Annotated in this window: 8 protein-coding genes; 6 read left to right on the top strand and 2 right to left on the bottom strand. The window is 76.7% G+C overall.

Annotated features, from left to right (window positions below; genetic code table 11):
• Positions 1-211 precede the first annotated feature (211 nt).
• Entirely contained in the window at positions 212-1135 is a 924-nt protein-coding gene (locus tag ABZ340_RS35430; protein ID WP_358786007.1) for a hypothetical protein, read from the bottom strand.
• Between the two features lie 172 nt (positions 1136-1307).
• Here ABZ340_RS35430 and ABZ340_RS35425 point away from each other — a divergent pair, with 172 nt between their 5' ends.
• The gene (locus tag ABZ340_RS35425) at positions 1308-5084 is read left to right on the top strand and encodes a S8 family serine peptidase (protein ID WP_358786006.1); all 3777 of its coding nucleotides are present in this window, start codon (positions 1308-1310) and stop codon (positions 5082-5084) included.
• Between the two features lie 114 nt (positions 5085-5198).
• Here the strand turns inward: ABZ340_RS35425 and ABZ340_RS35420 are convergent, their stop codons facing one another.
• Positions 5199-6740, bottom strand: a complete 1542-nt coding sequence (locus tag ABZ340_RS35420; protein ID WP_358786005.1) for a helix-turn-helix domain-containing protein — start codon at positions 6738-6740, stop codon at positions 5199-5201.
• An 89-nt stretch (positions 6741-6829) separates the two neighbouring features.
• On the opposite strand from ABZ340_RS35420, the gene ABZ340_RS35415 reads away from it, so the two are divergent.
• The 5 genes from ABZ340_RS35415 to ABZ340_RS35395 all read left to right on the top strand — a co-directional run bounded on the left by ABZ340_RS35415 (position 6830) and on the right by ABZ340_RS35395 (position 13433).
• Positions 6830-7849: a DUF917 domain-containing protein gene (locus ABZ340_RS35415; protein ID WP_358786004.1), complete on the top strand. Its 1020-nt coding sequence runs from the start codon at positions 6830-6832 to the stop codon at positions 7847-7849.
• Positions 7846-9165 (top strand): hydantoinase/oxoprolinase N-terminal domain-containing protein, encoded by a 1320-nt coding sequence (locus ABZ340_RS35410; RefSeq protein WP_358786003.1) that lies wholly within the window; start codon positions 7846-7848, stop codon positions 9163-9165. Before ABZ340_RS35415 ends, ABZ340_RS35410 begins: the two co-directional genes overlap by 4 nt.
• Positions 9166-9267: 102 nt before the next feature.
• Positions 9268-10674, top strand: a complete 1407-nt coding sequence (locus tag ABZ340_RS35405; RefSeq protein WP_358786002.1) for a cytosine permease — start codon at positions 9268-9270, stop codon at positions 10672-10674.
• A 115-nt stretch (positions 10675-10789) separates the two neighbouring features.
• Positions 10790-12364, top strand: coding sequence for a hydantoinase/oxoprolinase family protein (locus tag ABZ340_RS35400; protein ID WP_358786001.1), 1575 nt, complete (start codon positions 10790-10792; stop codon positions 12362-12364).
• Positions 12357-13433, top strand: coding sequence for a DUF917 domain-containing protein (locus tag ABZ340_RS35395; protein WP_358786000.1), 1077 nt, complete (start codon positions 12357-12359; stop codon positions 13431-13433). The genes ABZ340_RS35400 and ABZ340_RS35395 overlap by 8 nt, the downstream gene beginning before the upstream one ends.
• The last annotated feature ends 147 nt before the right edge of the window (positions 13434-13580 follow it).

The following is a 13580-nucleotide window of genomic DNA, read 5'->3' as shown; positions in this document are numbered from 1 at the left end:
CCCGGGGGGGGCCCCCCCCACCCCCACCGCCCCCCCCCCGCCGCGGGTGCGCCCACCCCGCGCTCGGGTTCCCCCCACCCCCGGGGTTCCGGACGTCCGGCAATCCCCGGACGCCCGGAACCCGGGGCCCGGACGCGCCGCGCGGGCGGCCCGCCGCCAGGGCCTGTCGTCGAACTTCCGTTGCGCGGCAGACGGGAGTGCGACGACAGCCCTACGCCCACCCATGGTGCCGGGCGTGCCAGCCCAGCTGGATCCGCGTGGCCACCCCCGCGCGGTCCATCAGGGCGCGGATGCGGCGCTGGACGCTGCGGGTGGACAGCTGCAGCTGGTGGGCGACGGCCTCGTCGGTCAGGCCCGCGAGCATCAGGTGGAGCAGCCGGGTCTCCAGCGGGTTCACGCCCTCCTCGCCCTGGTGGTAGGGGCGGGCGCGCTGCCAGACCGTCTCGAAGAGGGCCAGGGCCAGCGACACCAGGGGCCCGTGCAGGAGGAGCGTGGCCCGGTCGCCCGTGTCGACCGGGACCATCGCGACGTCCCGGTCGGTGACGACCAGCTTCATGGGCACCTGGTCGACGACGCGTATGTCCACGCCGTCCGCGAGGGAACGTTCGACGGCCTCCGCTCCCCCCGGCTGACGGAGGAAGTCCGCGTCGACGACGGCCCGGATCCGCACGCCGCGGTCCAGCGCCACCGGCTCGCTGCGGTTCTCGTCGTGGGAGACGACCCGGTTCCCGCCGGTGACGAAGGAGTCGATGCAGCGGCGGGCGCCCAGCTGGAGCTGGGCGAAGCGGCTGGCGATCTCCCGCGGCCCCTCCACGAGTTCCACCAGCCCCTGGGCCACCCGGCTGCGGGTGGCGGCCTGGTGCTGGGCGGCCAGTTCGGCGACGGCGAGCTCGGTGCGGCGCAACCGGTCGCGGCGGGACAGGAGTTCGGCCATGAGGGCGAGCCCCGGGTCGACGACCCGGTACCGGTCGCCGGACGGGGAGCGGGTCACCAGGCCGCGGCCGGCGAGGCCGTCGAGCAGGGCGGCGGCCTCGTCGGCGGGGAGCCCGAGACCGTCCACGGGGGCGTCGGGCTGCGCGACCAGCGCGCGGTACACCCGCTCCTCCTCGGCGGTGAGCCCGAGTTCGTCCAGCATCTGCTCCTCCGGTGTCGTCTTTCCGCCATGGCGTGCTTCTGACATCCGGGTGACGCATCGGTACGGCCGGATCTCGCGCAAAGTGAGGTTATTCATTCCGCGTTCACTCCGTGCCGCCAGGTCGGCCCACCAGGGCAGATCACCAGGGCAGTCACAGACAAGGGATCATCAGGTGAGACACCATCGTCCCCCCAAGCGCACCGCGGCGCTGACCGCCGCGGGAGCGCTGCTCATGGGCCTCGCGCCCGCCGCGACCGCCTTCGCGGCCCCGGCCGCCGACGGGCCGTCAGCAGGCGGCACCACCACCGCCGTCACGCTCGTCACCGGCGACCGCGCGCTGATACGCACCGGCGCCGACGGCCACCGGTCGGTCTCACTGGAGCAGGCCGACGGCCGGCGCGGCGTCGTCACCGTCCGGGAGGACGGCGACTCCCTGTACGTGATCCCCGAGGACGCCCTCCCGCTGGTCTCCGACGGCACCGTCGACCAGCGGCTGTTCGACGTCGGTCTGCTCCTGCGGGACGGGTACGGCGACGCGTCGTCGGACACGCTGCCGGTCATCGCCTCCTACGGCACCAAGAGCGCCGCCCGCACGGCCGCACCCCCCGGCACCCGGCAGCGCCTCGCGCTGCCCGCCGTCGGCGGCGCCGCCCTCGACGTGCGCAAGGCCGACGCGGCCAAGGCGTGGAAGGCACTCACCGGGCCGGCGTCCGGCGCCCGGTCCGCCGGCGAGCGGCGCACGCGGCTGTGGCTGGACGCCCGGGTCAAGGCCACCGCGGACACGGCCGGCGCCGCGGACGCCTCTTCCGCGCAGCTCCCCTCCGCCACGGTCCCCCTCACCGGCGCTCCCGCCGTCTGGAAGAAGGGACTGGACGGCAAAGGCGTGAAGCTCGCCGTCCTGGACACCGGTTACGACTCCGGCCACCCGGACCTCGCCGGACGGGTCGTCGCCGCCAGGAACTTCACCACCAGCGGCGACACCGGGGACCGCCAGGGCCACGGCACCCACACCGCCTCCACCGCGGCCGGCTCCGGCGCGGCCGGCGACGGCCGCTACACCGGCGAGGCCCCCGGCGCCGACCTGCTGATCGGCAAGGTGCTGGGCGACGACGGCTACGGCCAGGACTCCTGGATCATCGCCGGCATGCAGTGGGCCGTCGACCAGGGCGCGAAGGTGGTGTCCATGTCGCTCGGCAGCGACGGCGGCACCGCCTGCCAGGGACCGTCCGTCGACGCCGTCAAGGCCCTTTCCGGCCGCGCCCTGTTCGTCATCGCGGCCGGCAACGCGGGCGCCCGCGGCACCGTGTCCACGCCCGGCTGCGCCCCCGAGGCGCTGACGGTGGCCGCCGCCGACCGCGACGGCACCACCGCGCCCTTCTCCAGCCGCGGCCCGGCCGTCGGCGGCCACGAGGCCAAGCCCGACCTCTCCGCCCCCGGCGTCGACGTGGTCGCGGCCCGCGCGGGCGGACGCGGCGACCGCGCGTACGTCACCATGTCCGGTACGTCGATGGCGACCCCGCACGTCGCGGGCGCCGCGGCGATCCTCGCCCAGGCCGCACCGGACCTGACGCCGGACCGGATGAAGCGCACCCTGATGTCCGCGGCGGGAGACACCGACGCCCCCGTCACCGAGCAGGGCGCCGGCCCGCTCGACATCGCCCGCGCCGTCGACCAGCCGGTCACCGGCCCCGGCACCACGGACCTGGGCTCCTACGACTGGCCGCACACCGGGCAGGAACCGCGCACCACCGAGGTGACCCTGACCAACTCCGGCGACCGCGCCCGCACCTACCGGCTGGAGCTGGACCTGCGCGGCGACGACGGCAGCAGGGCTCCGAAGGGCACCGCCGAACTGGGCGCCCGCACGGTGACCGTGCCCGCCCACGGCAGCGCCACCGTCCCGGTGACCGCCGACCCCGACCCGCGCAAGGAACCCTCCGACGCCGCCTACGGCCTGTTCACCGGCCGCATCACCGCCACCGCCCGGGGCGGGGACGGCAGCCGGGTCGTCGCCCCCGTCTCCCTGTGGCTGGAGCCGAAGACCGTCACCCTGACCCTGCGGGCGCTGGACCGCTTCGGCACCCCCGCCGCCTCCCCCTCCGGGATCGACGTGATCTCGCTGGACCGCGACACCGTGCAGCGGTACTCCTTCGGCGGCTCCGACCTCACGATCCGGGTGCCCGCCGGGTCGTACGCGCTCACCGCGTTCGTCGCCACCCGCGACCTGGCCGACGACACCGGCCTGGTCTCCTCGGTCTCCTTCCACGCCCGCCCCGAGGCCGCCTTCGACGAGGACACCACGGTCACCTTCGACGCCCGCCGCGCGAAGAAGGTCTCCGTCCACACCGACCAGCCCTCCGAGGTCCGCGGCTACACCACCGGCTACACCCGCACCTGGGGCGGCGAGGGCCGCCTCGGCGTCGCCACGTACCTGAACGTGCCGGACTTCGTCCACGAGCTGTACCAGGAGGAATCCGACGCCGCCCGGACCGGCGGCTTCTCCTACGCCACCCAGGTCCGCGCCTACGCGCCGCGCGCCGAGCTGACCCTCGCGGGCGAGCGGGTCGCCTACGAACCGGCCACCACCCGCGCCGAGTTCGACGGCACCGGCTCGGCGGAGCTGGTCGACGTCGGCGACGCCGGCAAGCTGGCGGACGCGGACGTCGAGGGCAAGGTCGCCGTGGTCTCCAGCCGTCCGCAGACCCCCAACGACTACATCGCCCGGGACGCGAAGAAGGCCGGCGCGGCCGGCGTCGTCCTCGGCTACCCGGACCACCCGGGCCGCTGGGACTACCCCACGGGCGCCCTCGGCGTGCCGATCGTCCAGCTGGAGACCTCCGACTTCGCCGCCCTGCGGGACCGTCTCGCCCACGGCGCGCCGGCCACCGCCTCCTGGCACGGCACGGCGCTCGCCGCCGCCCCGTACGTCTACAACCTCTCGCAGGCCGGCACCGGCCGCATCCGCGTCCACGACCTCACCGCCCGCGACCGGGACCTGGCCACGGTCCGCTCCGACTGGTACGGCATCACCGGCGGGATGCGCGCCGACGCCGTCTTCGCGCGGGTCGCGGACTGGGGCACGTCGGTGCAGACCGGCGTCGACGAGCACCCCGTCGCGGCCCCGCTCGCCCGGACCGAGTACTTCACGGCCGACGACTCCGTGCGGTGGACCCAGCGCGCCTCCAGCGGCATCCCCAACTCCGAGCACCTGTTCGACGGTCCGTTCGCCTACCGGCCGGGCCAGACCGCCGAGACCACCTGGTACCAGGGCATCCTGCGCCCGGTCGCCCCGAAGAGCGGCACCGGCCTGGAGAACGCCGCCGTCCGCACGGGGAACGACCTGACCTTCGCCGTCCCGAGCTGGGGCGACGCGGCCGGCCACGACGGCCTGTCGGGGCGGTACGACGCGAAGTCGGCGTACCTGACCGCCGACGGGGAGGCGGTGATCCCGGCGAACGGCGGGAAGTACACCCTCCCCGAGGACCCCACCACCGTCGTGTACACCCAGGACGTCGCGCGCTACCTGCAGTTCTACCCGGGCTGGACGGGCAGCGCGGGCAGCCGCACGGTGTGGACCTTCCGCACCTCGGCCGCGCAGCAGGGCCGGCTGCCGGTGCTCTTCCCCGCCTACGACGCCGCCCTGGACCGTTCCAACACCGCGCCCGCGGCCGCGGACTTCGCCCTGAAGGTCTCCGCGGACCGGCAGGGCGGCGGCAAGGCCGACCTGACGGACGTCCGGGTCGAGTACGCCGTCGGGCGGCAGCAGACCGTCTCCGACCTCGCCTCCGCCTGGAAGAGCGCCCCGGTGACGGGTGAGGGCGGCGCGTGGACGGCGGTGCTCGACCAGAGCGCGGCCTCCGGCCAGTACGTCTCCCTGCGGGTCACCGCGAAGGCCGCCGACGGCTCGGCGGTGCAGCAGACCGTGGTCCGCGCCTACCCGGTGCGCTGACCTCGCGGACGCCACGGGGCGTTCCGGCCCTGCCCGGTCGAGGGCCGGACCGGAACGCCCCGCCTTTTCCCGGCGTCTCCCGGCCCTGACCCCGCCCGCTCCACCCGGGCGGAGTCAGGGCCGGGAGACGTCCGGCGGGGCGGCGGTGCCGGCCAGGACGGCGCGGCAGGCGAGCTGGAGGGCCAGGCGGACCTCCGGGTCGGCCAGGTCGGCGCCGGTCAGCTCCACCACCCGGCGGATGCGGGCGCCGACGGCGTTGCGGTGCAGGTGCAGCGCCTCGGCGGCGCGGGCGGGGGAGTTGTTGTGGTCCAGGTACGCCTGGAGGGTGCGCACCAGCGGCTCCGCCCGGTGCGGGCCCAGGGCCAGCACGGGGGCGAGGAGCTCGCCGACCGCCTCCCGGGCCGAGTCGGACACGTACCACTCCGTCAGCATCCGGTCCAGGCCCGCCGCGTCGTGCACCACCACCGGCGCGTCCGCCTCCCGCCGCAGCGCCGCCGCCGCCTCCCGGGCGCTGGTCCGGACCCCGAGGACCCCGCGGTGGGCGCCGCCGACCCCGCAGCGCAGGTCCGCCGGGTGGCCGCGTTCCAGCCGGGCGGTCAGCCGGCGCACGTCCTCGCCGAGCCGCCGGCGCTCCTCGGAGCCCGGCTCGGCCGGCCAGGTGGCCAGCAGGACCAGGGCCTCGTCGGCGAGGGCGGCGTTCCAGCGCACGGCCCCGGTCTCCGCCCCCGGGGCGGCGGACGGGTCGCCGGTCCCGGCCGACCAGTCCCGCAGCAGGGTGAGGGCCTCCGACATGACCGGTTCTAGCACCTGGTAGCTCTCGCCGGGCGCGCCCGTCTCGAAGCGCAGCGCGACGTGGTGGCCGTCCACCGGCAGGCCCAGGGCCCGGCCGCGGGCGGCCAGCCGGGCGGTCCGCTCCCGGGGCGCCACCAGGATCTCCGCCAGCAGCCGGCCGCGGGAGCGCACCGGTACGTCCCCCCGGCCGCCGCCCGCCGCGGCGAGCGCCGCCATCGCCAGCACCGACCGCACCGCCTCACCGGCGTGCCCGCGGCACAGCGGGGCGGCCAGCCGCACCTCGCCGTCCGGGCCCGCCGCCGAGGCTCCCGCCTCGCCCGGACCGGCCGCCCGGACCTCGACCGGGACGCCCAGCGCCCGCGCGGCCACCCGGGCCGCCCGCACCGGATCGCCCGCCGCACCGGGCAGCCCGTCCGCCGCCTCGGCCACCCGGGCCAGCGCGTCGGCCGCGTCCCCGGCCACCGCCCGCTCCACCGCCACCACCAGCGCCGCCAGATCGCCCCCGGCCGCCAGCAGCGCCACCCGCCCCCGCTGCGCCAGCGCCCGCACGGTCACCGGCAGCGGCGCGGCCCCCTCGGGGTCCACGCCCGCGTCCGTGCGCGCGTCCGCCCGCGCACCGCCCTCCGCCTCGGTCAGGACGACGGCCGCCGCGCCCGCCGCCGCGGCCTCGCGCAGGGCGACGTCCAGGAGGGAGCCGGGCACCGGGGCGGTGAGGACGACGACGGAACCGGCGGGCGCCTGGGCGAGCCGTTCGCGGCGGGTCTCCAGCCGGGCGCCCGTCACCGGCAGGGCGTCCAGGGGACCCGCCAGGTGACGTACGCCACGCAGACCCGGCGCGGAGAGCAGATCGGCGAGAAGAACCATGACCCCAGTGTGCCGTCGGCACATCCACGAGGTGAACCGTGTGCTGCCGGGCACGGGAAGCGGGCGGACCGCTCCCTAAGGTGCTTTCCATGCACATCGACGCCCCGGACCTCACCGCCTTCGCCCGGGGCTGCGCCCTCCTCGGCTCGGGAGGCGGCGGCCCCGTCTCCGTGACCCTGCCCGTCGCCGGCCAGGCCCTCGAGGAGTGCGGTCCCGTACGGATCGCCGACCCCGGCGACCTGCCGGGCGACGCGCTGGTGATGCCGTTCAGCCTGATCGGCTCCCCGGCGGTGGCCGCCGAGCGGATCGGCGGCCGGGACGAGCCGGCCCGCCTGCGCGACCGGGTCGAACAGCTCCACGGCCGGCCCGTCGCCGCCGTCCTGAGCAGCGAGATCGGCGGCCTCAACGGGCCCGCCGCGCTCGCCTGGGCCGCCCGGCTGCGGCTGCCGCTGCTGGACGCCGACACCATGGGCCGGGCCTTCCCGCGGATGGACCAGAACGTGCTGGAACTGGCCGGGCTGCGCCCCAGCCCCGCCGTCCTCGCCGACGAGCACGGCCACACCGCCGTCCTGGACCACATCGACGGCGCCCGCCTGGAGCTCCTGGCCCGCGGCGTCGTCGACGCCCTCGGCGGGCGCGCCGCCTCCAGCGACTACCCGCTCACCGCGGCCCAGGCCGCCGCGCACGCCGTCCCCGGCTCCGTCACCCGCGCCCTCGCCCTGGGCCGCGGCGACGTGCCCGCGCCGCTGCTCACCGGCAAGATCGCCGACCTGCGCCGGGAGGGCGAGACCACCCGGCTGCTGCTGGAGGGGACCGGTGACGACGACGGGCGGCTGCTGCGCATCGAGGCCCGCAGCGAGTTCCTCGCCGTCGTGGAGGACGGCGCCTGCCGGGCCCTGGTGCCCGACGTGATCTCCCTCGTCGACAGCCGCACCGGCTGGGCGCTGCCCGTGGAGGAGACCCGCTACGGGCTCCGGGTGGCGCTGCACGTCCTGCCCGGCGCGCCCGCCTGGTACACCCCGGCCGGGCTCGCCCTCGCCGGACCGGCCGCGTTCGGGCTGGCCGGGCTGGCCCGCCCGGCCGCCGCGCACCCCGGAGGCGCCCGGTGATCCTCGGCATCGACATCGGCTCCACCAGCACCGACGCGGTGCTGCTCGACGACGGCCGCGTGGCCGCCACCGCCAAGGTGCCCTCCGCGAGCGGCGACCCGGTCGCCTCCTTCCTGGCCGCCGTCCACGCCGTGCCCGCCGCCGCCCGCGCCCGGGTCGGCCAGGTGGCGCTCGGCCTGCGCGCCGCCGCCCGCGCGGTCGCCGCCCGGCGCGGCCTGGGCCGGGTCGGCGTCCTGCGGATCGGCACCGCCGACGCCGTACGGCCCCTGTACGGCTGGCCCGCCGACCTGCGGGAGACGGTGCTGGCCGGGGTCGCCGAGGTGGCGGGCGGCGGCGGCCTCGGCCCCGGCGACACCGTGCCCCTGGACCGCGACGCGGTCGCCCGCTTCGGCGACCGGCTCGCCGGGCAGGCCGACGCCTTCGCGGTCAGCGCCGTCTTCGCGCCCGCCGACGGCAGCCAGGAACGCGAGGCCGCCGAGATCCTGCGCGCCCGCACCGACGTGCCCGTCCTGCTCTCCGGCGAGGTCGGCCCCCTCGGCCTGCTCCACCGGGAGAACGCCACCGTCCTGGACGCCGCCCTCAGCTCCCTGGTCGACGGCATCGCCCGCCGCGTGGAGGAGGCGCTGCCCGGACTCGGACTGGCACCCGGCGCCGCCGTGTTCGTCACCCGGCACGACGGCACCCTCATGACCTTGGACTACCTGCGCCGCCAGCCCGGCCTCAGCCTCGGCTCCGGCCCCGCCTGCACCCTGCGCGGCGCCGGGCTGCTGGCCGGCACCGAGGACGCCGTGGTCGCCGACATCGGCGCCCGCCGCGCCCGCGTCGGCACCCTGTCCGGCGGTTACCCGCAGGTCTCCGGCACCACCGAACGCATCGGCGGCGTCCCCGTCAACCTGCGCTTCCCCGACCTGATCACGGTGGACGCCGCCGCCCACCGCGACCTGGCCGAGGCCGCCGACCGGATGCGCCCGGGCGCCGGCCGCTTCCCGCTGGTCCTGGTCGGCGGCGGCGCGGACGCCGTACCCGACCTGCCCGGCTTCGACGTCGTACGGCCCGCCCACGGGGCGGTGGCCGGTGCCTTCGGCGCGGCGGCCAGCCCGGTCGGCGGGCACCACGAGCGGATCGTCCGCCCCGGCGCGGTCCCCACCGAGGCCGCCCGCGCCGAGGTCCTGGACCTCGCCCGCGCCGGCGCAGTCCGCGCCGGGGCCGACCCGAAACGGCTGCGCACCGTGCTCGAACCCGACCTGCCCGTCCCGTACCTGCCCGGCGCGGTGCTGATCCGGGCGCGGGCCGCGGGACCCCCGCTTCCGCTCTGACCGGCCCCGGGCCGTCCCGTCCCCACCTTCTCTTTCCGTCCCTCCCCCTTGCGGCGGCCCGCCCCCGAGCCGCCGCGCACCGCAACCCCGTAGCGAGGACCCATGGCCACACCGCCGGTCTCCCCGGACACCGCCGAGGCCCGCACCGACGAGGAATACCCCCTGGAGAGAGTGCCGCGCGCGGCACGCCACTCCTGGTTCGGCGTCGCCGTGCAGCGCTTCGGACAGCTGTCCGACCTGACCCAGTTCCTGCTCGGCGCCACCCTGGGCGCCGGCCTCTCCTTCTGGGGCGCCTTCTGGGCGTTCACCCTCGGCTCGGTGATCCTGGAGGTCGTCTGTATCTTCGTCGGCATCGCCGGCATGCGGGAGGGCCTGTCCACCTCGATGCTGGTCCGCTGGACCGGCTTCGGCCGCTACGGCGCCAGCCTCATCGGCCTGGTCATCGCCGTCTCCCTGTTCGGCTGGTTCGGCGTGCAGACCGCGGTCTTCGCCGCCGGACTGCACTCGCTGGCCGGCGGGATACCGATGTGGGCCTGGTGCCTGATCTGCGGACTGGGCGTCACCGCCCTCGTCCTGCGCGGCTTCAAGGCCATGGGCTGGACCGCGTTCGTCACCGTCCCCGCCTTCCTGGGCCTGGCCGGCTGGGCGATGGGCGTGGAGTTCTCCCGCCACGACATGACCGACCTGGTCCACGGGCAGCCGTTCGGCGACCACCTCTCCGTCGCCACCGGCGCCACCATCGTGGCCGGCTCCTACATCGCGGGCGCGCTCGTCACCCCGGACATGACCCGCTTCAACCGCAGCGCCGCCGACGTGGTCAAGCAGACCGTCGTCGGCATCTCGCTGGGCGAGTACGTCCTCGGCCTCGCCGGAGTGCTGCTCGCCTACGCCGTGAAGTCCTCCGACCTGATCGCCATCATCACCTCCTCCTCCGGCGTGATCGGCGTCATCGTCCTGGTCTCCGCCACCGTCAAGATCAACAACTGGAACCTGTACTCCGCCACCCTGGGCCTGGTCAACGCCGCCGAGGCACTGCTCCACCTGCGCCTCAACCGGGTCGCCGTCACCGTCGCCCTCGGCGTGCTGGGCTCCGCTGCCGCCGCCGCGGGCATCCTGGACGGGTTCACCACCTTCCTCACCGTCCTGGGCGTCCTCACCCCGCCCGTCGCCGGGATCATGGTCGCCGAGTACTTCCTGGTGAAGCGGTGGCGGCCACAGCTAGAGGAGTCCCGCGCCCGCGGCCGGCTCCCCGAGACCGAACCGGCCTGGGTGCCCGCCACCCTCGTCCTGTGGCTGGTCTCCGCCGCCTTCGGCTGGCTCTGCGACCACTACCAGTGGTGGGGCGTGCCCGCCCTCAATTCCCTGCTCGTGGCGGGTGCCGGATACGTCGTCCTCGGCCGCCTCGGCCTGGTCCGCGCCGCCGGCGAACTGCCCACCGCCCAGCCGGCCCGCCCCGCCGCCCAGATCGAGGCCGAGGGCGCAACGGCCACCGCCCCGGCCGCCGTCTGAGAGAGCGAGCCACCCTCCGGCCACCGCGCCGGACCCGAGCCGCCGGGGCGGCACTCTCCCCCTTCGCCGCCCCGGCTCCCGGCCCCCCACCCCGCACACCCACGAAGGAACGCCCATGCGCATCGGCATCGACGTCGGCGGAACCAACACCGACGCCGCGCTCCTCGCGGACGACGACCGCGTCCTCGCCGCCGCCAAGTCGCCCACCACCGCCGACGTCACCTCCGGTGTCGGCGCCGCGATCCGCGCCCTGGACCCGCCCACCGACCAGATCACCGCGGTGATGATCGGCACCACCCACTTCCTCAACGCGCTGATCGAGGGAGCCCGGCTCGCCCCGGTCGCCGCCGTCCGCCTCGGCCTGCCCGCCACCGCCGCGCTCCCGCCGATGACGGACTGGCCCGAGCGGCAGCGCGCCGCCGTCGGCGGCCACGCCTACCTCTGCCACGGCGGACGGGAGTTCGACGGCCGGCCGCTCTCCCCGCTCGACCCGGACGAACTGCGCCGCACCGCCGCCGACATCGCCGCCCGCGGCCTGACCTCCGTCGCGATCTCCTCCGTCTTCTCCCCGGTCGCCGAGGAGGACGAGCGGCGCGCCGCCGAGATCCTCGCCGCCGAACTCGGCCCCGACGTCCGCTTCTCCCTCTCCCACGAGATCGGCCGGGTCGGCCTGCTCGCCCGCGAGAACGCCACCATCGTCAACGCCGCCCTGCGCGACCTGGCCGACCACATCGTGGAGTCCTTCGGCAAGGCCCTGGCCGAGGCGTCGATCACCGCCCCGTTCTTCCTCTCCCAGAACGACGGCACCCTGATGGACGTCGCCTACGCCCGCACCTACCCGGTCGCCACCTTCGCCTCCGGGCCCACCAACTCCATGCGCGGCGCCGCCTTCCTCTCCGGGCTCGCCGACTGCGCCGTCGTCGACGTCGGCGGCACCACCGCCGACGTCGGCATCCTCGCCGGCGGCTTCCCCCGCGAGGCGGCCGGCGAGTCCGAGGCGGCCGGCATCCGCACCAACTTCCGCATCCCCGACGTCCTCTCCCTCGGCATCGGCGGCGGCTCCCTGGTCGCGCAGGACGGCGAGACCGGGCCCCGCTCCGTCGGCTACCGCCTCACCGAGGAGGCCCTCGTCTTCGGCGGCCCCACCCTCACCGCCACCGACCTCGCCGTCGCCGCCGGCCGCGCCGAGGTCGGCGACCGGGACCGCGTCGCCCACCTCGACCGCGCCTTCGCCGAGCGCGCCCTGGCCCGGATCGCCGAGCGGCTCGCCGAGACCGTCGACCGGATGCGCACCTCCGCCGCCCCGCTGCCGGTGGTCGCCGTCGGCGGCGGCTCCATCCTCGTCCCCGAGGCCCTGCCCGGCTTCGACGACGTCCGCCGCCCCGCCCACTTCGGCGTCGCCAACGCCGTCGGCGCCGCCATCGCCCAGGTCGGCGGCGAGGTCGACCGCGTCTTCCACGTCCCCGAGGGCCGCCGCGAGGCCGTCCTGGCCGAGGCCCGCGAGGAGGCCACCGGCCGCGCCCTGGACGCGGGCGCCAAGGACGGCACCGTCCGCATCGTCGACATCGAGGAGGTGCCGCTGGCCTACCTGCCCGGCGGCGCCACCCGCATCCGCGTCAAGGCCGTCGGCGACCTCGACCTCACCCGCATCCAGCACGCCGCGACCACCGGAGCCCCCACCCATGCGTGAGATCACCCTCGACAACCTGGACGACATCGCCCGCGGCGCCGGCATCCTCGGCACCGGCGGCGGCGGCGACCCCTACATCGGCAAGCTGCTGGCCCGCGAGGCGATCCGCGCCCACGGCCCCGTCACCGTCGTCGGCATCGACGAGGTGCCCGCCGATGCCCTCGTCGTCCCCGTCTCCGGCATGGGCGCCCCCACCGTGCTGCTGGAACGCGTCCCCAACGGCCGCGAGGAACTCACCGCCCTGCGCGCCCTGGAGAAGCACCTCGGGCAAAAGGCCACCCACCTGGTGCCCATCGAGATCGGCGGCGTCAACTCCATGCTGCCCATCGCCTGCGCCGCGCAGGCCGGGCTGCCGCTCGTCGACGGCGACGCCATGGGCCGCGCCTTCCCCGAGGCGCAGATGGTGCTCCCCGGCCTGATCGGCGTCACCAACACCCCGATGGCGCTCGCCGACGACAAAGGCAACACCATCGTCGTGGACGCCGTCTCCAACCACGCCGCCGAACGCATCGCCCGCGCCGTCTGCGTGGAACTGGGCTGCCAGATCTCCTGCGCCGACACCGTGCTGCGGGGCGACCAGCTCGCCGCCGGCCTGGTGCCCGCGACCCTCACCCTGGCCGAACGGCTCGGCGCCGCCGTCCGCGAGGCCCGCGCCGCGCACGAGGACCCGGTCGCCGCCGCCACCGCCCTGCTGGACGGCATACGCCTGCTCACCGGCAAGGTCACCGACGTCTCCCGCCGCACCGAGGGCGGCTTCGCCCGCGGCCGGGCCGTCCTGGAGGGCACCGGCGACGACACCGGCCGCGTACTCGAACTCGGCTTCCAGAACGAGCACCTGCTCGCCACCCGCGACGGCGTCACCGTCGCCACCACGCCCGACCTGATCTGCGTCCTCGACGGCGAGACCGGCGACCCGGTCACCACCGAGGGCCTGCGCTACGGGCTGCGGGTCACCGTCCTGGCCGCCCCCTGCGACCCCCGCTGGACCTCCGAGGGCGGCCTCGCCCTCGCGGGCCCGCGCTACTTCGGTTACGACACCGACTACCTGCCCTTCGGCAGCGCGCTCTGACGAGCGCCCCCGACGCCGCCGGATCCCCCCTCCGGCGGCCCCCCCCCCCCGCCCGCCGGGGGGGGCGGCCCCGCGCGGGGGGGCGCGGGGCCGGCCGCGCGCCCCCGCGGCGGGCCCCGCGCCCCCCCCGCGGGGGCGCCGCGCCGG

It is taken from the genome of Streptomyces sp. NPDC006134 (assembly GCF_040628835.1).
GTDB lineage: Bacteria > Actinomycetota > Actinomycetes > Streptomycetales > Streptomycetaceae > Streptomyces.
This window is presented reverse-complemented; position numbering and strand designations above follow the sequence as displayed.